This window comes from Microvirga flavescens (assembly GCF_003290125.1).
In the GTDB taxonomy this organism is placed as follows: domain Bacteria; phylum Pseudomonadota; class Alphaproteobacteria; order Rhizobiales; family Beijerinckiaceae; genus Microvirga; species Microvirga flavescens.
Genome location: NZ_QMKH01000002.1, coordinates 495,280 through 517,342, shown reverse-complemented (window position 1 = coordinate 517,342; position 22,063 = coordinate 495,280). Strand labels below are relative to the sequence as shown.

The 22,063-nt window shown below is 62.6% G+C and carries 23 protein-coding genes; 16 read left to right on the top strand and 7 right to left on the bottom strand.

Annotated elements, in window-relative coordinates; genetic code table 11:
* Nucleotides 1-6: 6 nt before the first annotated feature.
* The 4 genes from DQW91_RS07270 to DQW91_RS07255 are packed head-to-tail and all read right to left on the bottom strand — an operon-like array spanning nucleotide 7 to nucleotide 4,433.
* The gene (locus DQW91_RS07270) at nucleotides 7-846 is read right to left on the bottom strand and encodes an ABC transporter ATP-binding protein (RefSeq protein WP_112662897.1); all 840 of its coding nucleotides are present in this window, start codon (nucleotides 844-846) and stop codon (nucleotides 7-9) included.
* A complete protein-coding gene (locus DQW91_RS07265; protein ID WP_112662896.1) occupies nucleotides 843-1,775 on the bottom strand; it encodes an ABC transporter permease in 933 nt (310 codons plus the stop codon). Before DQW91_RS07265 ends, DQW91_RS07270 begins: the two co-directional genes overlap by 4 nt.
* Entirely contained in the window at nucleotides 1,775-2,830 is a 1,056-nt protein-coding gene (locus tag DQW91_RS07260; protein ID WP_112662895.1) for an ABC transporter permease, read from the bottom strand. Before DQW91_RS07260 ends, DQW91_RS07265 begins: the two co-directional genes overlap by 1 nt.
* A 7-nt stretch (nucleotides 2,831-2,837) precedes the next feature.
* Nucleotides 2,838-4,433, bottom strand: a complete 1,596-nt coding sequence (locus DQW91_RS07255; RefSeq protein ID WP_112662894.1) for an ABC transporter substrate-binding protein — start codon at nucleotides 4,431-4,433, stop codon at nucleotides 2,838-2,840.
* Between the two features lie 242 nt (nucleotides 4,434-4,675).
* Here DQW91_RS07255 and argH point away from each other — a divergent pair, with 242 nt between their 5' ends.
* The 4 genes from argH to DQW91_RS07235 all read left to right on the top strand — a co-directional run bounded on the left by argH (nucleotide 4,676) and on the right by DQW91_RS07235 (nucleotide 7,740).
* Entirely contained in the window at nucleotides 4,676-6,040 is a 1,365-nt protein-coding gene (gene argH / locus DQW91_RS07250) for an argininosuccinate lyase (RefSeq protein WP_112662964.1), read from the top strand.
* A gap of 180 nt (nucleotides 6,041-6,220) precedes the next feature.
* Nucleotides 6,221-6,655 (top strand): Hsp20 family protein, encoded by a 435-nt coding sequence (locus tag DQW91_RS07245; protein ID WP_112662893.1) that lies wholly within the window; start codon nucleotides 6,221-6,223, stop codon nucleotides 6,653-6,655.
* Between the two features lie 23 nt (nucleotides 6,656-6,678).
* A complete protein-coding gene (locus DQW91_RS07240) occupies nucleotides 6,679-6,933 on the top strand; it encodes a BQ00720 family protein (RefSeq protein ID WP_281024012.1) in 255 nt (84 codons plus the stop codon).
* Between the two features lie 75 nt (nucleotides 6,934-7,008).
* On the top strand, nucleotides 7,009-7,740 hold the full coding sequence (locus tag DQW91_RS07235) for a pentapeptide repeat-containing protein (protein ID WP_245410933.1): 732 nt from the start codon (nucleotides 7,009-7,011) through the stop codon (nucleotides 7,738-7,740).
* A gap of 12 nt (nucleotides 7,741-7,752) precedes the next feature.
* Here DQW91_RS07235 and DQW91_RS07230 read toward each other — a convergent pair whose 3' ends face one another.
* Complete coding sequence (locus DQW91_RS07230; protein WP_112662891.1) at nucleotides 7,753-8,514, bottom strand: alpha/beta hydrolase; 762 nt, start codon at nucleotides 8,512-8,514, stop codon at nucleotides 7,753-7,755.
* Between the two features lie 70 nt (nucleotides 8,515-8,584).
* Here DQW91_RS07230 and DQW91_RS07225 point away from each other — a divergent pair, with 70 nt between their 5' ends.
* The 6 genes from DQW91_RS07225 to pheT all read left to right on the top strand — a co-directional run bounded on the left by DQW91_RS07225 (nucleotide 8,585) and on the right by pheT (nucleotide 15,022).
* Nucleotides 8,585-9,826, top strand: coding sequence for a glycosyltransferase family 4 protein (locus DQW91_RS07225; protein WP_112662962.1), 1,242 nt, complete (start codon nucleotides 8,585-8,587; stop codon nucleotides 9,824-9,826).
* 133 nt (nucleotides 9,827-9,959) lie between these two features.
* Nucleotides 9,960-10,481 carry a translation initiation factor IF-3 gene (infC, locus tag DQW91_RS07220; RefSeq protein ID WP_425373380.1) on the top strand — a complete coding sequence of 174 codons (522 nt, stop codon included), beginning with the start codon at nucleotides 9,960-9,962 and terminating at the stop codon, nucleotides 10,479-10,481.
* A 200-nt stretch (nucleotides 10,482-10,681) separates the two neighbouring features.
* Nucleotides 10,682-10,882, top strand: a complete 201-nt coding sequence (gene rpmI, locus DQW91_RS07215) for a 50S ribosomal protein L35 (protein ID WP_112662889.1) — start codon at nucleotides 10,682-10,684, stop codon at nucleotides 10,880-10,882.
* Nucleotides 10,883-10,922: 40 nt separating this feature from the next.
* Nucleotides 10,923-11,291 (top strand): 50S ribosomal protein L20, encoded by a 369-nt coding sequence (gene rplT / locus DQW91_RS07210; protein WP_112662888.1) that lies wholly within the window; start codon nucleotides 10,923-10,925, stop codon nucleotides 11,289-11,291.
* Nucleotides 11,292-11,503: 212 nt separating this feature from the next.
* A complete protein-coding gene (gene pheS, locus DQW91_RS07205) occupies nucleotides 11,504-12,586 on the top strand; it encodes a phenylalanine--tRNA ligase subunit alpha (protein ID WP_112662887.1) in 1,083 nt (360 codons plus the stop codon).
* A gap of 12 nt (nucleotides 12,587-12,598) precedes the next feature.
* Nucleotides 12,599-15,022, top strand: a complete 2,424-nt coding sequence (pheT, locus tag DQW91_RS07200) for a phenylalanine--tRNA ligase subunit beta (protein WP_112662886.1) — start codon at nucleotides 12,599-12,601, stop codon at nucleotides 15,020-15,022.
* A 122-nt stretch (nucleotides 15,023-15,144) separates the two neighbouring features.
* Here the strand turns inward: pheT and DQW91_RS07195 are convergent, their stop codons facing one another.
* Both DQW91_RS07195 and DQW91_RS07190 read right to left on the bottom strand, forming a co-directional pair.
* Nucleotides 15,145-15,438, bottom strand: coding sequence for a GIY-YIG nuclease family protein (locus DQW91_RS07195; RefSeq protein WP_112662885.1), 294 nt, complete (start codon nucleotides 15,436-15,438; stop codon nucleotides 15,145-15,147).
* Entirely contained in the window at nucleotides 15,431-16,270 is an 840-nt protein-coding gene (locus DQW91_RS07190; protein ID WP_112662884.1) for a HesA/MoeB/ThiF family protein, read from the bottom strand. Before DQW91_RS07190 ends, DQW91_RS07195 begins: the two co-directional genes overlap by 8 nt.
* 268 nt (nucleotides 16,271-16,538) lie before the next feature.
* On the opposite strand from DQW91_RS07190, the gene DQW91_RS07185 reads away from it, so the two are divergent.
* From DQW91_RS07185 to DQW91_RS07160, 6 genes are all read left to right on the top strand, one after another.
* Nucleotides 16,539-17,537, top strand: a complete 999-nt coding sequence (locus DQW91_RS07185) for a BMP family lipoprotein (protein ID WP_198411813.1) — start codon at nucleotides 16,539-16,541, stop codon at nucleotides 17,535-17,537.
* A gap of 146 nt (nucleotides 17,538-17,683) precedes the next feature.
* Nucleotides 17,684-19,207 carry an ABC transporter ATP-binding protein gene (locus DQW91_RS07180; RefSeq protein ID WP_112662882.1) on the top strand — a complete coding sequence of 508 codons (1,524 nt, stop codon included), beginning with the start codon at nucleotides 17,684-17,686 and terminating at the stop codon, nucleotides 19,205-19,207.
* Entirely contained in the window at nucleotides 19,207-19,641 is a 435-nt protein-coding gene (locus DQW91_RS07175) for a VOC family protein (RefSeq protein WP_112662881.1), read from the top strand. Before DQW91_RS07180 ends, DQW91_RS07175 begins: the two co-directional genes overlap by 1 nt.
* A complete protein-coding gene (locus DQW91_RS07170) occupies nucleotides 19,638-20,744 on the top strand; it encodes an ABC transporter permease (RefSeq protein WP_112662880.1) in 1,107 nt (368 codons plus the stop codon). The genes DQW91_RS07175 and DQW91_RS07170 overlap by 4 nt, the downstream gene beginning before the upstream one ends.
* A gap of 2 nt (nucleotides 20,745-20,746) precedes the next feature.
* On the top strand, nucleotides 20,747-21,652 hold the full coding sequence (locus DQW91_RS07165) for an ABC transporter permease (RefSeq protein ID WP_112662879.1): 906 nt from the start codon (nucleotides 20,747-20,749) through the stop codon (nucleotides 21,650-21,652).
* A gap of 3 nt (nucleotides 21,653-21,655) precedes the next feature.
* A complete protein-coding gene (locus DQW91_RS07160; RefSeq protein ID WP_112662878.1) occupies nucleotides 21,656-22,057 on the top strand; it encodes a cytidine deaminase in 402 nt (133 codons plus the stop codon).
* The last annotated feature ends 6 nt before the right edge of the window (nucleotides 22,058-22,063 follow it).

Here is a 22,063-nt window from a genome sequence, read left to right as displayed (position 1 = left end):
GCCTTCTTATTGCGCCCAAGCCGGATCGCGGCTGAGTGTCGGGAGCGGGCGCACATCATTCGCCAGCGTCGGCAGGCAACGCATCAGCCCTTGCGTATAGGGATGCTTCGCTTCCCGTAAGTTCTTCGCTTCCAGCTCTTCCACCACACGGCCCGCATACATCACGAGCACGCGATCGCAGAAGGAGGAGACGAGCTTCAGATCATGTGAGATGAAGATCAGGCCCATGCCGCGCTCGGCAACGAGTTCGTCGAGAATGCGCAGGATCTCCATCGACACCGTCACGTCGAGAGCCGAGGTCGGCTCGTCGGCGATCAGGAGGTCGGGATCGGTCACGAGCATCATCGCGATCATCGCGCGCTGCCCCATGCCGCCTGAAACCTCATGCGGATAGAGGCTGAATACACGCGCGGGATCGCGCATCTTCACCGCTTCAAGCATCGCCAGAGCCTTGTCGCGCGCTTCCGCGCGGCCGCTCCTGGTATGCGCCTGATAGGCCTCGATGATCTGCTCGCCGATGGTCATCACCGGGTTCAGCGAATATTTCGGGTCCTGCATCACCATGCTGATGCGTCCGCCGCGCAAAGTCCGCAGCGTCCGCTTCGAGGCGGTGAGAAGGTCGATGCCATCGAAGGTGAGCTTCTTGGCGATGACCTCGCCGGGCGGCGGGGTGAGCCCAAGAATGGCGCGGCCCGTCTGCGACTTGCCGGAGCCGGATTCGCCGACGATGCCGAGCCGCTCGCGACCGAGCGTGAAGGACACGCCGCGCACCGCTTCGACGGTGCCCGTGCGCAGGTGAAAACGGACGCGCAGGTCCTCGACTTCGAGAAGAGGTTTCGTCGTCATTTCGCAGCCTTCGGATCAAGCACGTCGCGCAGGCCGTCGCCCAAGAGGTTGAAGCCGAGGCTCACGACGAAGATCGCGAGGCCCGGCATCGCCGCCACCCACCATTGATCGATGAGATAGTTGCGGCCGGTGGCGACCATCGCGCCCCATTCCGGCATCGGCGGTTGCGCGCCGAGGCCAAGGAAGCCGAGGCCGGCGGCGGTGAGGATGATGCCCGCCATGTCGAGCGTCACGCGCACGATGAGCGAAGAAACGCACAGCGGCACCACATGACCGAAGATGATGCGCGGCGTCGAGGCGCCTTGCAGCTTCACGGCGGCGATGAAATCGCTGTTGCGGATCATCAGCGTTTCGGCACGCGCGATACGCGCATAAGGCGGCCATGAGGTGATCGCGATAGCGATGATCGCGTTCTCGATGCCCGGGCCGAGCGCCGCGACGAAGGCGAGCGCGAGGACAAGGCGCGGGAAGGCGAGGAAGATGTCGGTGAGACGCATCAGCACCGTATCGACCCAGCCGCCGAGGTAGCCCGACACCGTTCCGATCAGAAGGCCGATAGGCGTCGCGATCACGGAGACGAGCAGCACGACCCAAAGCGTAATGCGCGAGCCGTAGATGACGCGCGAATAGATGTCGCGCGCTTGATCGTCGGTGCCGAACCAATGGGCGGCGCTCGGTGGTAGCAGACGCGCCGTGCGTAGATCGCCGCCCGTGACGGGCGAATACGGTGCGAGAAAATTCGCAAACAGAGCGACGAGCAGCAGCAGCAAAACGATGCCAAGTCCGAAGACTGCGAGCGGGTTTTTCGTAAACGTGCGCCAGCCGAGATAGGCGCGACCGAGCCGGGCCTGCCAGCGAGAGGTGGGTTCTGGCGAGAGAAGCCATGCCCGCAGCCCGGCCGGTTGGGGGAGGGAAGCAGCGCTAGACATTAGCGAGTCCTCGGATCGAGCAAGCGATAAAGCAGATCGGACAGGAGATTGAGAATGACGAAGGCGGTGCCGATGACGAGCGTTCCGCCAAGCACCGCATTCATATCCGCGTTCTGCAGGGAGTTGGTGATGTATTGCCCCAGCCCAGGCCAGGCGAAGATCGTCTCGGTCAGAACCGAGCCTTCGAGCAGGTGGGCATAAGAGAGGGCAATCACCGTGACGAGCGGCACGGCAGCATTGCGCAGCGCATGACGCCAGATGACCTTGATTTCGGATAATCCCTTCACGCGCGCTGCGATCACATATTCCTGCGCCAATTCATTGAGCATGAACGAACGTGTCATGCGGCTGATATAGGCAAGCGAGAAATAACCGAGCAGGCACGTGGGCAGGATGATGTGCGATACCGCATTCCAGAACGCATCCATCTGCCCCTGCATCAGCGTGTCGATGAGCACGATGCCGGTGACGGGCGTGTACATATAGGAATAGGTCACGTCGAGCCGGCCCGGGCCCTCGACCCAGCCGAGCTTGGCGTAGAACAGAAGCAATGCCATCAGGCCGAGCCAGAAGATCGGCACCGAATAGCCGACGAGGCCGAGCACGCGCACAAATTGGTCCACGAGCGATCCGCGCTTGACGGCCGCAAGCACGCCGAGCGGAATGCCGACGAGGCAGCCGATGATCGTGCCGAGCGTCGCGAGTTCAAGCGTCGCAGGGAAGACATTGATGATGTCGGTCATCACCGGATTGGTGGTGAGCACCGAATTGCCGAAATCGCCGGAGATGGCTTTTTTCAGATAGATCCAAAACTGCTGGATCATCGGTAGGTCGAGGCCGAGTTCCTGGCGCACACGTGCGTAGACATGCGGCGGGGCGCGGTCGCCGACGATGGCGATGACAGGATCGATCGGTACGATACGGCCGATAAAGAATGTGACGGCAACCAACCCAAGAAGAGTCGTCGCCAGCACAGCGATAAATTGCAGGGTCCTTAAAAGGAAGAAGCGGAGGGCATGATGCCCTCCGCTCTGCGTCAGAGTTGCGCCAGTCATTGAAGAATCAGTTCTTCTTCGCCTGGATGACGCTGTTCATGTCGAACGACGGGCCGATCACGACGCCATCGACGTTCTTGCGCGTAGCAATCACTTCGATCTGCTGGAGGAAGGTCACATAAGGACCATCCTCGAGAACGGCCTTCTGCAGGTCGCGGTACATGTCCGCGCGCTTCTCGGCGTCGCGCTCAAGAACCGCGGCGCGGGTCTTGGCGGTCAGCGGGCCCGGATCCCAGGCATTGCGCCACGCAAGCGGCTTAGCCTTCGCGTTGTCCGAGTTGTCGTCGTTCGCTGCGAAGGTATCCGCGTTGGTGTTCGGATCCTGATAATCCGCGCCCCAGTTGCCGATATAGATATCGTGCTGGCGAGCACGATACTTGGTCAGGGTCTGCTTGCTGTCGCCCGGGATGATCTCAACCTTCACGCCAGCTTGGGCGAAGGTCGTCTGAATCGCCTGCGCGATACCGGTGATCTCGGGAGTCGAGCGGGTATCCATCGTCACCGAGAAGCCGTCCTTCAGGCCGGCCTTGGCGAGAAGCTCCTTCGCCTTGGCGACGTCGAGCTTGTAGGGGTTGTCGTTGATCGCGCCCAGGAAGCCCTTCGGCAGGAAGGCCTGGTGGACCTCGCCCTTGTTCTTCATGATCGTGTCGGCAATCGCCGAGTAGTCCACGAGCCACTTCAGAGCCTGCCGGACTTCCGGCTTGGCGAGGTTCGGGTTCTTCTGGTTCAGGCCGAGATAGTAGACGGTGCCCTTCGGACCGTTCTGAATCTTGATGTCCGGGTTCTTGGCGACTGCCTCGAGTTCCTGCGGATTCAGATTGCGGGCAATGTCCACATCACCCTTTTCAAGCAGGAGGCGCTGCGTCGCGGTCTCCTTGATGTGACGGTAGATCACGCGGGCGAGAGGGGTCTTCTTGTCGGAGTTCGGATTGCGCTCCAGAACCACGACTTCGTTGGCCTTCCAGTCACGGATCGCAAACGGGCCGGAGCCGGCATAGTGCGTCTTCAGCCAGTTATAGCCGAAATCGCCGTCCTTCTCGTTCTGCAATGCAAGCTTCTTGTCGACGACCGAAGCGACGGTCGAGGTCATGCAATAGAGCACGAAGGTCGGCGCATAAGCCTTGTCGAGCTCCATAGTGACTTCGAAAGGACCGCTCTGCTTGATCTTGTCCTTCACGTTGTCCTTCGACAGGCCGAACTGGCCGAGGATGAAGGCCGGGGACTTGTCGAGGAGAATGGCGCGCTGGAACGAGAACACCACGTCCTCGGCGGTCAGCGGGTTGCCGGAGGCGAATTTCTTACCCTGGCGGATTTTGAAGGTGAAAGTCTTGCCGTCGGGGGAGACAGTCCAGGACTCGGCAACTTCGCCGTAAATCTTCGAGACGTCCTTGGGATCGTAGTTGATCAAACGCTCATAGGTGTTGCCGGCGATTTCGGAGTTGCTGAACTCGAAAATTTCAGCCGGATCGAGCGAGGTGATGTCGTCGATCTGCCAGGCCTGGACCAGGGTGTCCGGCGGAGTGGCGGCCATCACAGCCGAGAAGGACGTCGCCATCGTTGCGGCGAAAGCCGCGGACAGGAAGAATTTCGGAAGCTTTTTCATTCTAGGTGGTTCCCTCGAAGCGCCGAGCGCGCCTCACAGTGGTCTTATGAATACAAATCGCGCGGCCTCTGTCGAGTCCATCAACTGGCCATGAAGTGGTAAACTACGGCGCGGCTCGCCCAAATGATGCCCAGGAAATTGTTTCGCCTTGGCCTCGAAGGCCAATCTGTGGCAAAGCCTCCGCAGTTTTCCAACCTGGATGATGCCCCGTGTCCGAAGAAGCCAAGAAGCCCGCCAATGCCATGTGGGGCGGCCGCTTTTCCTCCTCTCCCAGCGCCCTGATGCAGGCCATCAACGCCTCCATCGACTTCGACAAGCGCTTGGCCTCGCAGGATATTCAGGGGTCGCTCGCCCACAGCAACATGCTCGCCAGGCAGGGAATCATCTCCGAAGCGGATCGGGACGCGATTCACCAAGGCCTGCAACGGGTTATGGGCGAGATAGAGGGCGGCGGCTTCACCTTCTCGCAGGTGCTCGAGGACATCCACATGAATGTGGAAAGCCGCCTGCGCGAGATCGTCGGAGACCCAGCCGCTCGTCTCCACACGGCCCGCAGCCGCAACGACCAGGTCGCGGTCGATATCCGCCTTTGGGTGCGCGACGCTCATGATCGCACGGACGAGCAGCTGACGCGGCTCATCAAGGCCCTGCTCGACAAGGCCGAGGCGCATGTGGCGACTGTGATGCCCGGCTTCACGCATCTCCAGAGCGCGCAGCCTGTGACGTTCGGTCACCACCTGATGGCCTATGTGGAAATGTTCGCCCGCGACCGCAGCCGCATCCGCGATTCCCGCAAGCGCCTCAACGAATGCCCCCTGGGTGCCGGCGCGCTTGCAGGAACGTCCTTCCCCATCGACCGGCACATGACCGCCAAGGCGCTGGGCTTCGACGGCCCGACGCGCAACTCCCTCGATTCCGTGTCTGACCGCGACAGCCTTCTGGAATTCATGTCGATCGCCGCGATCTCGGCCGTGCATCTGTCGCGGCTGGCGGAAGAAATCATCATCTGGATGTCCGCGCCGTTCGGCTTCGTGCGCCTGCCGGACCGCTGGACGACGGGGTCGAGCATGATGCCGCAGAAGCGCAACCCGGACGCGGCGGAACTGGTGCGCGGCAAATCCGGCCGCATCTTCGGCTCGCTGACCTCGGTTCTCACCATGATGAAAGGCCTGCCGCTGACCTATTCGAAGGACATGCAGGAGGACAAGGAGCAGGTCTTCGACGCTGCCGACAGCATCGAGATCGTGCTCGCCGCCATGACGGGCATGATCGAGGATATCGAGCCGGTGAAGGAGCGCATGGCCGCCGTCGCAGGAGCCGGCTTCTCGACGGCGACCGATCTCGCCGATTGGCTGGTGCGCAGCCTCAACATCCCGTTCCGCGACGCCCACCACATCACCGGGCGTATCGTCTCCGAGGCCGAGAAGCGGGGCGTCTCTCTGGAGGAGTTGCCGCTCGACGTCATGCAGGCGGTCGAGCCGCGCACCTATCCGGGCATCTTCGAAGTGCTGAGCGTCGAGAATTCCGTGCGCTCGCGCCAAAGCTTCGGCGGAACCTCACCGGTCCGCGTCGCCGAGCAGATCGCCTGGTGGCGTGAGCGGGTGTGACCGGCTTACGCCTTGCGATTCTTTAGGAAAATCAGCTTGTTAAGCCTGTCCCCGTCAAGGTCTTGATAGGGGCGGGCGCCGCCTCCATATTGAGGCAAGCGGGCCCTTGAGGGTTCGCCTGAGTGCCGCAGGAGCGGGCTCAAACTCAACCGAAGTGCCTTTCTACAGTGGGCTTCGAATATGTCGCGTCAGTCGCCCTTTGGGCATCCGTATCTGCTGGGTTTCGATGAAATCGAGCAAGCGCTCGACCGGGTCGCTAAGGCCGCGAGCGATGGATATCCGCCCTACAACATCGAGCGCCTTGCGCGCACGGTGGATGATCCGGAACGCCTTCGGATCACGCTGGCCGTTGCCGGGTTCACCCGGGATCAGCTGGAGGTGACCCTGGAGGAAAACCAGCTCGTCATCCGCGGACGTCAGACCGACGACAAAGCCAGGCATTTCCTGCACCGCGGCATTGCCGCCCGCCAGTTCCAGCGCACCTTCCTCCTCGTCGATGGCATGGAGGTCATGGGCGCGGATCTTTCCAATGGCCTTCTTTCGATCGATCTGGTCCGGCCCGAGCCGGAGCGCATCATCCGCAAGATCAACATTGTGACATCGGACGAAGTGTAATGCGTTCCGCGAAGGAGGTTCCTTTGAACGACAATATCCATATCGACTTTGATGCGCCGGATTTCGCCCATCTGGGCGAGGGGCAGATGGCTTACGTGAAGCCTATGCGCTCGGACGACATCGCCAAGGTTTTCCCGGATGCACCGAAGATCCAGCCCGGCCTGCAGCTCTTCGCGCTCGTTTCCGCCAGCGGCGCGCCCATCGTGCTCACCGACACCCGCGACGCCGCCGTGGCGAACGCCTGGGCGCACGATCTCAAAACGGTGAGCCTGCACTAAACGCGAAACCGCTCAGCATGCCGCCCAAGGGCGGCGTGCGGAACGGATTTTCCCGCGATTTAACGCAACGACCTGTTGCTCGACGAACCCCTTGGCGGCTTCATGATCCTTGCTTCCCCGGTCACCCCCAACCGCACCAGGATCGAAGGGGGTTTGCCGTCGCGGGCGGAATTAGCGACTCTCGCGGCCGCCTCTGTGCCCGCCCTACTAGTGAATTGCGATCTCGATGGAGCCGACCTGTCGAATCTCGACATGGCGGATTGGCGATTCGAGGGCTGCGTTCTCAAGCGAGCGAACCTGACGAGCGCGACGCTTGAAAACGCCGCTTTCGAGGGATGTCGAGGTGGCTTCGCCAACTTTACGGCCGCCATCCTCACCGAGGCGGTGTTCCAGTCGAGCGATTTCAACAATGCGATCTTCGTCGGTGCGTCTCTCTCGCAAACAGCGTTCAACGGCTGCAAGCTCACCGGAGCCGATTTGAGCCAGACGAAATCGACAGGCACGTCCTTCAGGGAAACGACCCTCTCGGCGGCCCGCTTGCCCGGCTTCTCATTCCGGAAAGCTAGAATCCACCGCGTGGATTTCAGCCTCGCGGACCTTGCCAAATGCGACTTCCGTGAGGCGGTCTTCGAGGAATCCAGCCTGCGCGAGTCCCATCTCGTGGACGCCCGTTTCGAAGGAGCCGACCTGCGTGGCGCTGACCTTGGGGGCCTTCGTCTCAACGATGCACGCAAGGTCAAGGGCGCAACGATCTCGCGCATCCAGGCTGGCGACCTTCTGGCCGAGATGGGGCTGAAGGTGCTCTAAGCACTCTTCCCCTTAAGCAATCGCCTCGATGGCGGCGGTCAGGCGTTCCAGGTCTTCCGGCGTCGAAAGCCTATGGTCGCCGTCCTTGATCAGTGTCAGGGTGGCGCTGTCGCCCGGCAGGTGCTCCACCAGTTCGAGGGCATGCTTCCACGGCACGTCCGGGTCCTTCATGCCTTGCAGAATCGTCACCGGGCAGCCGGTGCGAATCGGTCCCCCGAACAGGAGGTGCTTGCGTCCGTCCTCGATGAGGGCGCGCGTGATGGGGTAGGGATCGGGCGAATAGGTGGACGGGCGGTAATAGACCCCGGTTTCGTTGACCGCGCGCTTGATATCCTCAGGAAAGCGATCCCACATCAGCCGCTCGGTGAAATCGACGGCAGGGGCGATCAGGACGAGGCCCGCCGGGGCAAGATCGGGCCGCTTCTCGATGAGATGGCGGGTCGCGAGGAGGGAAATCCAGCCGCCCATCGACGATCCGACGAGGATCGGGCGCGTGCCGGCGAAGGTTTCGATCACGGCCAGCGCGTCCGCGAGCCAGCCGGAAATCGTTCCTTCCTCGAAATTGCCGCTGGATTCTCCGTGTCCGCTATAGTCAAAGCGGATGAAGGCGCGACCGGCTTTCTCCGCCCAGGCATTCACCGCCTCCGCCTTGGTGGCGCGCATGTCGGACTTGAAGCCGCCGAGCCAGATCACCGGCGGGTTTCGGCCTTCGTGACGCAGTACGGCGATCTGGCGTTCTTCCGCTCCGTGACCGACTGTAATCATGTGCGGCATGGTTAACCCATCCTCAACCGCTTAGAAGCGATGTTTGCTGAATGATTCCGAACAAGAGGCTCTTACACCGGTGAGTTTCGCAGCGCGACCCGGAGGGGCGGCATTCCGATCCTCAAGGCAGCATCCCCTGGCAGGCCGAACCATTCTCCAGATCATTCCCGAGCTGGAGGCGGGCGGGGCCGAGCGGACGAGTGTCGATATTGCCGAAGGGCTCGCCCATGTCGGCGCGCGGGCGCTTGTGGCGACCGAGGGCGGACGCCTCGTCGGCGAACTTCAGGCCAAGGGCGGCATCTGGATTCCGTTCCCGGCCAAGACCAAGAACCCATTCTCTATGGCACTCAACGTGCGTAAGCTGGCGAGAATCTGCGTCAAGGAGAAGGTGTCCCTCCTCCATGCCCGCTCCCGCGCCCCGGCCTGGGTGGCGCTCGGCGCGGCGCACTCTCTTGAGCTGCCTTTCGTCACCACCTACCACGGCAGCTATGCCGGGCGTTCCTCGATCAAGGTTCTCTACAACTCGGTCATGGCGCGCGGGGACGCGGTCATCGCCAATTCGTACTACACGGGCGATCTCATCCGCTCGCTCTATCCGCAGGCGACGGACCGGATCCGGGTGATTCACCGGGGCACCGATTTCAGCATGTTCTCCCCTGCCGCCGTCGCACCCGAGCGCGTCGAGGCGCTGCGCAAGGCCTGGGGTGTTTCGCCTCACGAGCGGGTCGTGCTGCTCGCCGCCCGGCTCACCGGCTGGAAGGGGCAGAAGGTGCTGATCGAGGCTGCCGCGAAGCTGCGCGACGCGGGCCTGTCCGATGCCGCCTTCATCCTTGCCGGAGATCCGCAGGGGCGCGATTCTTATGTCAAGGAACTCGACAGCCTCATCGAGGCTCGCTCGCTGAAGGGCATCGTGCGGCGGGTCGGCCATTGCACCGACATGCCGGCGGCCTTCCTCGCGGCGTCCGTGGTCACGGTTCCCTCCACGGAGCCTGAGGCCTTCGGCCGCTCCGCCGTCGAGGCGCAGGCGATGGGAACGCCCGTCGTCGTGTCCGATCTCGGCGCGGTTCCCGAAACCGTCCTGTCGCCGCCTGCGGTGCCGCCTTACGAGCGCACCGGCTGGCGCATCGCCCCTGGCGATGCGGACGCGCTTGCCGATGCCATCGGGGAAGCCTTGAGCCTTGGCGCGATGGCACGGGCGGGCCTGAGCTCCCGCGCGCGCATCCATGTGGAGCACAACTTTTCGCTCGAGCGCATGGTGGCGAGCACCTTGGATGTTTATTCCGCCCTTCTGGAAGGGCGTTTCGCACGTAAGGCGAGTTGACTTCACGCGGATTTGCGCGAAATGTCACTTTACTCACGGCATCGGTGACGGCGCATCGGGAAGCTCACGGCTTCCGCAGCCATGACCCGAGCCACAACAGGAGATACGAGCCATTCGCAGACCAATGAGAGCTTTGCCGGTCCCCCAGAAAGAGGGGCCGCGCGCCAACCGAGACATTCGCGGTGTTCGCGAAGTGCAGCTGATCGACGATACCGGCCAGAACCGTGGCGTGATGGCGTTCTTTGACGCCCTCCGTATTGCAGAGGACGCTGGGCTTGATCTCGTTGAGATCTCCCCGAATGCAACGCCGCCCGTCTGCAAGATTCTCGATTACGGCAAGTTTCGCTTTCTGGAGCAGAAGAAGGCCGCCGAGGCGCGCAAGAAGCAGAAGACCGTCGAGGTCAAGGAAATCAAGCTGCGTCCGGGCATCGACGATCACGACTACGGCGTGAAGATGAAGGCCATGAAGGGCTTCTTCGAGGAAGGCAACAAGGTCAAGATCACCTTGCGCTTCCGCGGTCGTGAAATGGCGCACCAGGATCTGGGCCTCAAGGTTCTCGAGCGCGTCAAGGCGGACGTCGGTGAGATTGCCAAGGTCGAGATGGAGCCGAATTTCGAGGGCCGCCAGGTCGTCATGGTTCTCGCGCCCCGCTAAGGGTCGCGTTTCAACGGTTTTTCGATGGCCGCCCCGCTGGAGGCGGCCATTGCTTTTTGGGGCGGCTTCTGCCATAAGCCGGCCTTCCAACCGAACCGCCCGGCTGTCAGGGCTGCCGTGGCGGTTTGTTTTGCTCATGCAGCAATATCAGGGTTTTCAAAGGCTTAGGCCCTAGGAAAGCCCGCCTTAAGGAGAGCAAAATGCCCAAGCTGAAGACGAAGTCGGGCGCCAAAAAGCGCTTCAAGATCACTGGCACCGGTAAGGTCGTTTACGCCCAGTCCGGCAAGCGCCACGGGATGATCAAGCGGACCAAAAAGCAGATCCGCAACCTGCGCGGCACGAACACCATGTTCGAGAGCGACGCGTACAACGTGAAGAAGTTCTTCCTGCCCAACGGCTAAGGCGTTCTTCCCACATCCCGGATTTTGAAGGAGTTTTTCCATGTCGCGCGTCAAACGGGGCGTTACCGCCCACGCCAAGCACAAGAAGGTTTTTAAGGCCGCCAAGGGCTTTTACGGCCGCCGCAAGAACACCATCCGCATCGCCAAGCAGGCGGTCGAGAAGAGCATGCAATATGCTTATCGCGACCGTAAGAACAAGAAGCGCGTTTTCCGCGCTCTCTGGATCCAGCGCCTCAACGCTGCTGTCCGCCTGCACGGCCTGACCTATTCCCGATTTATCGACGGTCTCGGCAAGGCTGGGATCGAGATCGATCGCAAGGTTCTGTCCGAAATGGCCATCCACGAGCCGGCTGCTTTCGCCGCTTATGTGGAGCGCGCCAAGGCTTCCCTGCCCGCGCAGGCTGCCTAAGGATAACCTGGCTTCGGCACGACGGGGTTCCTCCCGTCGTGCCGGCTCCATCTTGATACGGCATGATCCCCTGTCCGGATTGTGCCTTTAGCCTCCGAGACCATTCGCACCGGCAGCGTCGATACGCTGTCGTTTGACTTTTTGCGGCTCGGAAGGCTTGACGGTTCCCGCGCCGCGTCTCACTCAAGCGCACGCATTCTGGCACGGGACCGATGACAGACCTCAACCAACTCGAAAATGACTTGCTGAAGCAGGTTGACGCCGCCTCGGATGAGCCGGCGCTCGAAGCCTTGCGCGTCGCTGCGCTCGGCAAGAAGGGCTCCGTCTCCGAACTCCTCAAGACCCTCGGCGCCATGTCGCCGGAGGAGCGCAAGGAAAAGGGACCGCTCATCAACGGCCTGCGCGACAAGGTGCAGACCGCGATTGGTGAGAAGAAGGAGGCCCTGGCCGACACCGCCCTTTCGGCGCGCCTTGCCGCCGAGCGCGTGGACGTGACCCTGCCGGTGCAGGAGGGGCCTGAGACGCGCGGGCGCATCCACCCGATCAGCCAGGTCATCGACGAAATCACGGCGATCTTCGCCGACATGGGTTTCCATGTGGCGGAAGGGCCGGATATCGAGACGGATTATCTCAACTTCACGGCCCTGAACTTCCCCGTCGGTCACCCTGCCCGCGAGATGCACGACACGTTCTTCCTCGCTCCCGACGAGAAGGGCGAGCGCAAGGTTCTGCGCACGCACACTTCGCCGGTGCAGATCCGAACCATGCAGTCCCAGAAGCCGCCGATCCGCGTGGTCATTCCGGGCCGCACGTATCGTCACGATTCCGACCAGACTCACACGCCGATGTTCCACCAGGTGGAGGGCCTCGTCATCGACGAGACCGCCAACATCGCGCACATGAAGTGGGTGCTGGAGGAATTCTGCAAGGCGTTCTTCGAAGTCGATCAGGTGAAGATGCGCTTCCGCCCGTCCTTCTTTCCCTTCACCGAGCCTTCCGCCGAGGTCGACATTCAGTGCTCCCGCAAGGGCGGCGAGATCCGCTTCGGCGAGGGCACCGATTGGCTCGAAATTCTCGGCTGCGGCATGGTGCACCCGAACGTGCTGCGCAATTGCGGTCTCGATCCCGACAAGGTCCAGGGCTTCGCCTGGGGCATGGGCATCGACCGTATCGCCATGCTGAAATACGGCATGCCCGACCTTCGCCCCTTCTTCGAGGCCGATGTGCGCTGGCTGAACCATTACGGCTTCCGCCCGCTGGATATTCCCTCGCTTGTCGGCGGTTTGAGCTCGTAAAGGAAAGCGATCATGAAATTCTCTCTTTCCTGGTTGAAAGACCATCTCGACACCACGGCGTCTTTCGATGAGATCGTGGAAACGCTCACGCGGATCGGCCTTGAGGTCGAAGGCGTGGAGGACAAGGCGAAGGCGCTTGCTCCTTACAAGGTCGCCTATGTGATCTCCGCCGAGCAGCACCCGAATGCCGATCGCCTGCGCGTGTGCATGGTCGATACCGGCGAGGGTGCGCCGGTGCAGGTTGTCTGCGGCGCGCCGAACGCGCGCACGGGCATGAAGAGCGTTTTCGCTCCTCCCGGCACGTATGTTCCGGGCAAGAACATCACGCTCAGCGTCGGCACCATTCGCGGCGTCGAGAGCCGTGGCATGTTGTGCTCGGGTGCGGAGCTCGATCTCTCCAACGATCACGACGGCATTCTCGACCTGCCCGCCGACGCACCGGTCGGCCAGCCTTATGCGGCTTATGCGGGACTCGATGATCCGGTGATCGAGATCAACCTGACGCCGAACCGTCCCGACTGCACGTCGATCTACGGCATCGCGCGCGATCTCGCGGCGGCCGGGCTCGGCACGTTGAAGAACGGCGCGGTGAAGCCTGTTGCGGGCAAGGGCGCTTGCCCCGTTTCGGTGAAGCGCGAATTTTCCGGCGAGGACGAAAAGCTGTGTCCAGCTTTCGCGCTGCGGCTTGTGCGCGGCGTCAAGAACGGCCCGTCGCCGGAATGGCTGCAGCGTCGCCTGGCTTCCATCGGGCTTCGTCCGATCAACGCGCTTGTCGACATCACCAACTACATGACCTTCGACCGCGGCCGTCCGCTCCATGTCTTCGACGCGAAGAAGGTTTCGGGCAATCTCGTGGTGCGCCGCGCGAAGAGCGGCGAGGAAATCGTCGCGCTTGATGGGCGCACTTACAGGCTCGATGCGGGCAACGTTGTGATTGCCGACGACAAGGGCGTCGAATCCATCGCCGGCATCATGGGCGGTGAGCACTCGGGCTGTGATGACACGACGACGGACGTGCTGATCGAGTCCGCCTTGTGGGACCCGCTGAACATCGCTCAGTCGGGCCGCAAGCTCGGTATCATCACCGATGCGCGTTATCGTTTCGAGCGCGGTGTCGATCCGGCCTTCACGGTGCCGGGCCTCGAACTCGCAACGCAGCTGGTCATCGATCTGTGCGGCGGCGAGGCATCCGAGGTCGTGGTGTCCGGAACGGTGCCGGATCATACCCGCGTGATCGAATTCCCGTGGTCCGAGACGCGCCGCCTTTCCGGCCTCGATGTGTCGCAGGCTGAATCGAAGACCATTCTCGAAAAACTCGGCTTCAAGATCGAAGGCGCAGGCGAGAAGGTGAAGGTCACGCCGCCGTCCTGGCGTCCCGATGTCGAGGGTAAGGCGGATCTGGTGGAGGAAGTCATCCGCATCGCGGATGTCGACCGCATCAAGCCGGAGCCGCTGCCGCGCCTTCAGGCGGCGGTGGCAAAGCCCATCCTCACGCTCATCCAGAAGCGCACGCGCCTTGCCAAGCGCACGCTTGCAGCGCGCGGACTTGTCGAGGCGGTCACCTGGTCCTTCATCGCGAAGGACGAGGCGGTGCTGTTCGGCGGCGGCGATGCGAAGCTCGCGCTTGCCAACCCCATCGCGGCGGATCTCTCCGACATGCGCCCGAGCCTGCTGCCGGGGCTGCTCAAGGCCGCGCAGCGCAATGCTGATCGCGGCTATGGCGATGTCGCCCTCTTCGAGGTCGGCCAGTGCTTTGCCTCCGACGAGCCGGAAGGCCAAACCATCAAGGCGAGCGGCGTTCGTCGCGGCACGGCGCGCGCCGAGGGTGTCGGCCGTCATTGGCGCGGCGGTGCCGTGGCCGTTGATGCGTTCGACGCGAAGGAGGATGCGCTCTCGCTCCTCGCCACGCTCGGCATTCCGACCGGCGGCCTGCAGGTCGTGCCTGGCGGACCGGCATGGTTCCATCCGGGACGTTCGGCGACGCTGCAATTCGGCCCGAAGAACATCGTCGGCGCTTTCGGTGAAGTGCATCCGAAGGTGCTGAAGGCGCTCGATCTCAAGGGGCCTCTTGTCGCCTTCGAGATCACGCTGGATGCGCTGCCGCCGCCGAAGGCCAAGCCCACGAAGATGAAGCCGAAGCTCGTGCTTTCCGACTTCCAGCCTCTTTCCCGCGACTTCGCGTTCGTCGTCGCGCGTGAGGTTGCCGCGGCCGATATCGTGAAGGCCGTGCAGGGAGCCGAACGCCAACTCGTCACCAGCGTCGAAGTCTTCGACGTCTACGAGGGCACCGGCATCGACCCGGACAAGAAGTCCGTTGCGATTGCGGTCACCCTCCAGCCGACGGAAAAGACGCTGACCGACGTGGAGATCGAAGCGGTTTCGCAGAAGATCGTCGCGGAAGTCACGAAGAAGACCGGCGCGACGCTGCGCGGTTGACGAGATCGTCATCCCGGACGAGCGAAGCGAGATCCGGGATCGCTCTTAGAAAAAAACGCCCAACGTGTCATACGATCCCGGATCGCGGCTTTGCCGCGTCCGGGATGACGGGCTTCTTTTCTTTATGGAATGAACTCCTCGGCCAAGTCGCGCCATTCAGGGTTCTCGCGCTCAATCAACGCAATCTTCCAGGCGCGGTGCCATTTCTTAAGCTGTTTTTCTCTCGCTATTGCAGCATCGGGCGTGTCGAAGGTTTCGAAGTAGACCAGACGATCCACATTGTACCGTGCCGTGAAACCGCGAATGGCGTGTGTCTTGTGCTCGAAAATCCGCCGGTGGAGGTTGCCGGTGATGCCGATGTAAATCGGCCCGTCCTTACGGGTCGCCAGAATGTAGACATAGAAAGCCTCATTCATGGGGTGGCAGCTTCCCAGACGAATCCGGCTCTTCGCTGCGCTTCGCCCGGGACGAGGCTGAATTGACCCCATTCAACGGATTCCCCGGATCCCAGCCGTAACGCACGGTTTCGAACCGCATCGACCGGGCATCCACCATGAGCAGGCGCCCGACGAGGCTTTCGCCGAAGCCGACGATTTCGCGGATCACCTCCATCGCCATCAGGCTTCCCATGACGCCAGCGAGCGCACCCAGCACCCCGGCCTCGGCACAGGTGGGGACCGTGCCGGGCGGGGGCGGGGAGGGGAAAAGGCAGCGATAGGTGGGATTCGGCTTGCCGTCCGGGCCCGGCTCGTGGGCGCGGATGGTCGTGATCGAGCCGTCGAACTGGCCGAGCGCCGCCGTCACCAGGGGGCGGCGGGTATGGAAGCAGGCGTCCGAAACGGCATAGCGCGTCTCGAAATTATCCGACCCGTCGGCCACGAGATCGTAGGCGCTGATAAGGTCCTGAGCATTCTCCGGGGTCAGCCGCAGGGCGTGCTCTGCCACCTGGACATGCGGATTCAATCTCGCAATGGCCTGCGCGGCGCTCTCTGCCTTCAGGTGCCCGATATCCGGCGTGCCATGAATCACCTGCCGCTGCAGGTTCGACAGTGAAACCATGTCGTCGTCCACGATCCCGAGCGTGCCGACGCCTGCCGCAGCGAGATATTGCAGCACCGGCGCACCAAGGCCCCCGGCACCGATGACGAGGACCCGCGCAGCCTTCAATTTGGCCTGACCCGGCCCCCCGACGTCCTGCAGGACGAGGTGGCGGGCATAACGGTCGACTTCTTGCTCGGACAAGGACATGGCCGGAGCTTAGACCAAGATCCCGCCCCGTTGAATATGACAGTCGAAGGGTGGACTGGGCTGGTTCAGGGCGCGCGGCGATCTTTATTGAGAACCGAATTCCGCTTTGCCGGATAGACCGTAGGTTTGGATAGGTCCCGATCAACCATTCTTGGGAGCAAGTAGCACGTTTGCTTGACAGGGCGCTTGGCGCATGGCCCTTCCCGTGCCATCGTTCTTCGGCAACCGGGTAACACCGGGAACAAACAGGGGAATAGTGCTGATGAAAATCAAGAAACTTGGGCTTGCGCTTGCGGGCGTGGCTTTTTCCGCAACGGCGGCTTTCGCGCAGGAGGCTTTCAAGCCGGCGATCGTCTATGATCTCGGCGGCAAGTTCGACAAGTCCTTCAATGAGGGCGTGCATACGGGTGCTGAAAAGTTCAAGAAGGACACCGGCACCGATTATCGCGATTTCGAGCCGCAGAACGACGCCCAGCGCGAGCAGGCCCTGCGCCGCTTCGCCCGTGACGGCTTCTCGCCCATCGTGGCGGTCGGTTTCAGCCAGGAAACGGCGCTGAAGAAGGTTGCGGAAGAGTTCCCGAAGACCAAGTTCGCCATCATCGACGCGGTCGTCGAAAAGCCCAACGTGCAGTCCGTCGTGTTCAAGGAGCATGAAGGCTCCTTCCTCGTCGGCCTTCTCGCGGTTCAGGCCTCCAAGACCGGCAAGGTCGGCTTCGTCGGCGGCATGGATATTCCGCTGATCCGCAAGTTTGCCTGCGGCTACGTCCAGGGCGCCAAGTACGCCAAGGCCAACGCCGAAGTGTTCCAGAACATGACCGGCACCACCGGCGCGGCTTGGAACGACCCCGTCAAGGGCGGTGAACTCGCCAAGAGCCAGATCGACCGCGGTGCCGACGTGATCTACCACGCGGCTGGCGGAACCGGCGTCGGCGTTCTCGGTACGGCGGCCAAGGAAGGCAAGCTCGGCATCGGCGTCGATTCGAACCAGAACGGCCTGCACCCGGGCAAGATGCTCACCTCGATGGTGAAGCGCGTCGACGTCGCGACCTACAACGCCTTCGATCAGGCGAAGAAGGGCACCTTCAAGCCGGGCGTTTCTGTCCTCGGCCTCAAGGAAGACGGCGTGGCCTGGGCGCTCGACGACAACAACAAGTCGCTCATCACCACCGAGATGAAGGCCGCCGCCGACAAGGCTGCCGAAGGCATCAAGTCGGGCACCATCAAGGTGCATGACTACATGTCCGACTCGAAGTGCCCGGTGCAATAAGCATCAGGCTGTCATGCTGCCTGCCGTGCCTCAGGCGCGGCAGGACAGAGTTCAGGGGCGGCCGCTCCTTGGAGGCGGTCGCCCAATCCATTTCCATTCACCGGCAGGCGAGCTGCGCGCCGGGGATGACGTGGTGAGTGTTCTCGATGTTTCCCGCCATTGAACTGAAAGCCGTCAACAAGCGCTTCGGAGCCGTTCACGCCAACAAGGACGTGAACCTCACCGTCGAGCGCGGGACGATTCACGGCATCGTCGGTGAGAACGGCGCGGGCAAGTCGACGCTCATGTCGATTCTCTATGGCTTCTACGAGGCCGATTCCGGTGAAATTCGCGTCAACGGAAAACCCATTTCCATCGCAACGCCCAACGATGCGATTTCCGCGGGCATCGGCATGGTGCATCAGCACTTCATGCTGGTCGAGCCGCTGAGTGTCGTCGAAAACGTCATGCTTGGCGCGGAAGGCGGCTTCACGCTGCGCGCCGGCGAAGCGAAAGTGCGCGCCGAGCTTGCGCGCCTCGCACAGGATTATGGCCTCGAGATCGATCTCGACGCCACCGTCGGCGAACTCTCTGTCGGCTTGCAGCAGCGCGTCGAAATTCTGAAAGCCCTTTATCGCGGCGCTGATATTCTCATTCTGGATGAGCCGACGGCGGTGCTGACGCCGGCGGAGGCTGATGCGCTCTTCGAGCTGCTGCGCGCGCTGAAGGCCCAGGGCAAGACGATCATTCTCATCACGCACAAGCTGCGTGAGATCATGGCTGTGACCGACCGCGTTTCCGTCATGCGCCGTGGCGAGATGGTCGCGAGCTTGGAAACGAAGGACACATCGCCTCCCGAGCTGGCGGAGCAGATGGTGGGTCGTCGCGTTCTGCTGCACGTCGAAAAATCCGCACGCGAACCGGGCGCGCCGCTGCTCGAGGTCGAAGGGCTGTCTGTCATCGACAACCGCGGCGTGCTGCGTGTCGCGAACGCTTCTCTCACCGTCCATGCGGGCGAGATCGTCGGCATCGCGGGCGTGGCTGGCAACGGCCAAAGCGAATTGCTGGAAACGCTTGCCGGCATGCGTCAGCAAGTGCTCGGCAAGATCCGCTTCGAGGGTCGCGACATTCGCTTCGAGGAGCATAACCCTCACGCGATGCGCAAGCTCGGCGTGCTCCATGTGCCGGAAGATCGACTGCGCATGGGCCTCGTTCCGGCCTTCCCCGCCTTCGAGAGCGCCGTGCTTGGTTTCACCGACGATCCGCGCCTCGGCCCTGGGCCGTTGCTCGATCATGGCCGCATGATCGCGGATCTTTCCGCGAAGATGGAAGCTTACGATGTGCGCCCGCCTGCGCCGCGGTTGAAATCGTCAAAATTCTCCGGTGGCAATCAGCAGAAGATCGTTCTTGCGCGCGAGATCGAGCGTAACCCCAAGGTTCTTCTCGTCGGCCAGCCGACGCGCGGCGTGGATATCGGTGCGATCGAGTTCATTCATCGTCGCCTCATCGCTTTGCGCGATGCCGGTGTCGGCATTCTCCTCGTCTCGGTCGAGCTTGAAGAGATCATGAATCTCTCGGACCGCATTCTGACCATGTGCGGCGGCCAGATCACCGGCGAGCGCAAGGCGCATGAAACGGATGAACAGGATCTCGGCCTTCTCATGGCCGGTGTGACGGAGCGCGCAGCCTGATGCAACCACGACTGACACTCGTCACCCTGGGCGTTGCGGATGTCGCCCGGGCGACAGCCTTCTACGAGGCCTGGGGATGGAAAGCCTCTAGCGCCAGCCAACCCAGCGTCACCTTCTTTCAGGCGAACGGCCTCGCGCTTGCCCTGTTCGGCAGATCCGACCTTGCCAACGACGCGCATGTGGAGGATCGCCCGACAGGGTTCGCCGCCATCACGCTTGCCTACAACGCGCGCTCGAAGGCGGAGGCCGATGAGGTTTTCGCATTGGCGCTGAAGGCCGGCGCGCGTGAACTCAAGCCGCTGCAGGATGCGTTCTGGGGCGGCTATTCAGGCTACTTCGCAGATCCCGATGGGCATGTGTGGGAAGTCGCCTGGAATCCTTTCTTCCCGCTCGATGAGCAGGGTCACATGTTTTTGCCGGATAGCCAATCGTGAGCGCTCCTATCGATCTTCCCAAATGGGCCGATACGGCCCTCGTGCCTGCGGTTTCCGTCGTCGCCGCCTTTCTCGTGGCGGGACTTGTCGTCGTCGGTATCGGCGAGAGCCCGCTGACGGCGACGCGTCTTCTTCTGCAGGGCAGCCTCGGCACGGGCGAGGGGCTCGGCTTCACGCTGTTCTACGCGACGAATTTCATCTTCACCGGGCTTGCTGTCGCGGTGGCTTATCATGCGGGCCTGTTCAACATCGGCGCGGAAGGACAGGCGACGCTCGCTGGCCTCGGCACGGCGCTGGTGCTGCTCAATTTCAGCTTCCTGCCGGGCTTTCTCCTGATCCCGCTCGGCATTCTAGGCGCGGCGGCGTTCGGGGCCTTGTGGGGCGCGATCCCCGGCTATCTGCAGGCCAAGCGCGGCAGCCACATCGTGATCACGACGATCATGTTCAACTGGCTCGCGAGCGTGCTCATCGTCTATCTTCTCGTCAACGTGTTGCGCGAGCCGACGAACATGAACCCGGAGACGCGCGCGTTTCCGGAGCAGTCGCAGATTCCGTTCGTGCATGAAATCCTTGCTGTATTCGGCATCGAGGTCGCGCCGTCGCAGCTCAATCTCACGTTCTTCCTCGCGCTGGCGGCAGCTTATGCGATCTGGCTTCTGATCTACCGTTCGCGCCTCGGCTACGCCATCCGCACGGTGGGCTCGAATCCGACGGCGGCGGTCTATGCGGGCATCTCGCCCGCGCGCATCATCGTGATTGCGATGGTTCTCTCCGGCGCGCTGGCGGGCGGCCTCGCGGTGAACGAGCTGATGGGCTACCAGCATCGCCTGCTGCTCGAATTCACGTCCGGTTACGGCTTCGTCGGCATCGCGGTCGCGCTCATGGGGCGCGCGCACCCGCTCGGCATCATCCTCGCGTCGCTCCTGTTCGGCATTCTCTATCAGGGTGGTGCTGAGCTTTCCTTTGAACGCCCTGCGATCACGCGCGACATGGTGGTTGTTATCGGCGGCATCATCATTCTTTTCGCGGGTGCGCTGGAAGGGCTGTTCCGTCGGATCGTGGCGCGCGTGCTGACGCCGGCGATGAGACAGGCGAGGGCTTGAACATGGACGTCAGTGTTTTCGGAGGCCTTTTCGACTCCTCCCTGCGGCTGTCGATCCCACTTCTCGCGGCGTGCCTTGCCGGCCTCTGGTCCGAGCGCTCCGGCGTCGTCGATATCGGACTTGAAGGCAAGATGCTCGTGGCGGCCTTCGCCGCCGCCGCCGCAGCGCACGCATCCGGTTCGGCGTGGGTGGGCCTTCTCGCCGGGACTGGTGCAGCCGTTGCCTTCGCGCTCATTCACGGCTTCGCTTCCATTAGCCAACGCGGCAACCAGATTGTCTCCGGCGTCGCCATCAACATGCTGGCGGTCGGTCTTACCGCGATCGTCGGTAATGCGTGGTACGGGCAGGGTGGCCGCACGCCGCCGCTCGAAGGCGCTGCGCGTTTCGACGAAATCTTCCTCGGCCATTCCGCTCCTGTTTTCCTGACACTGCTCGCCGTCCCGGTCACATGGTTCGTGCTCGGCAAGACCCGCTTTGGCCTGCGTCTGCGCGCGGTCGGTGAGAACCCGGCGGCGGTGGACACGGCGGGCATTTCCGTAACGGGCCTGCGTTATGCCGCCGTCATCATCTGCGGCGTGCTTTGCGGTCTGGCAGGAACGTATCTGTCCGTCGGTCAGTCTGCGGGCTTCCTGCCAAACATGACGGCGGGCAAGGGCTTCATCGCGCTTGCCGCGCTCATCTTCGCCAAGTGGCGCGCCTGGCCTGCACTGTTCACCTGCTTCCTGTTCGGCGTGCTCGATGCGGTTGCCATTCGCCTTCAGGGCGTCTCTCTGCCCGGTATCGGCGAGGTGCCGGTTCAAGCGATCCAGGCTCTGCCCTATCTCCTCACCGTTATCCTGCTCGCGGGCGTGATCGGAAAGGCGATCCCGCCGCGTGCCTCGGGCTCACCTTATGTGAAGGAGCGCTGAGCCATGTCCACGCTCGACAAGCTTTTCGAAGCCGCACGGGCCATTCAGGCCAACGCCTATGTGCCGTATTCCCGCTTCAAGGTGGGCGCGGCAATCCTGACGTCAGATGGTCGCGTCTTCGTTGGGTGCAATGTGGAGAACGCGGCCTACCCGGTAGGCTCCTGCGCCGAGGCGGGTGCGATTTCGGCAATGATCGCGGGTGGCGCAGATCGCATTGCAGCCATTGTCGTGATGGGCGATGGCGAGCATCTCGTCACGCCGTGTGGCGGTTGCCGCCAGCGCATTCGTGAATTTGCTTTTCCCGATACACCCATTCACGTCGCGGGCCCCGAGGGCATTCGCAAGAGCTTCACGCTCGGCGAATTGCTGCCGTACTCGTTCGGGCCGGACAACCTCAGCCTTTAGAAGTTA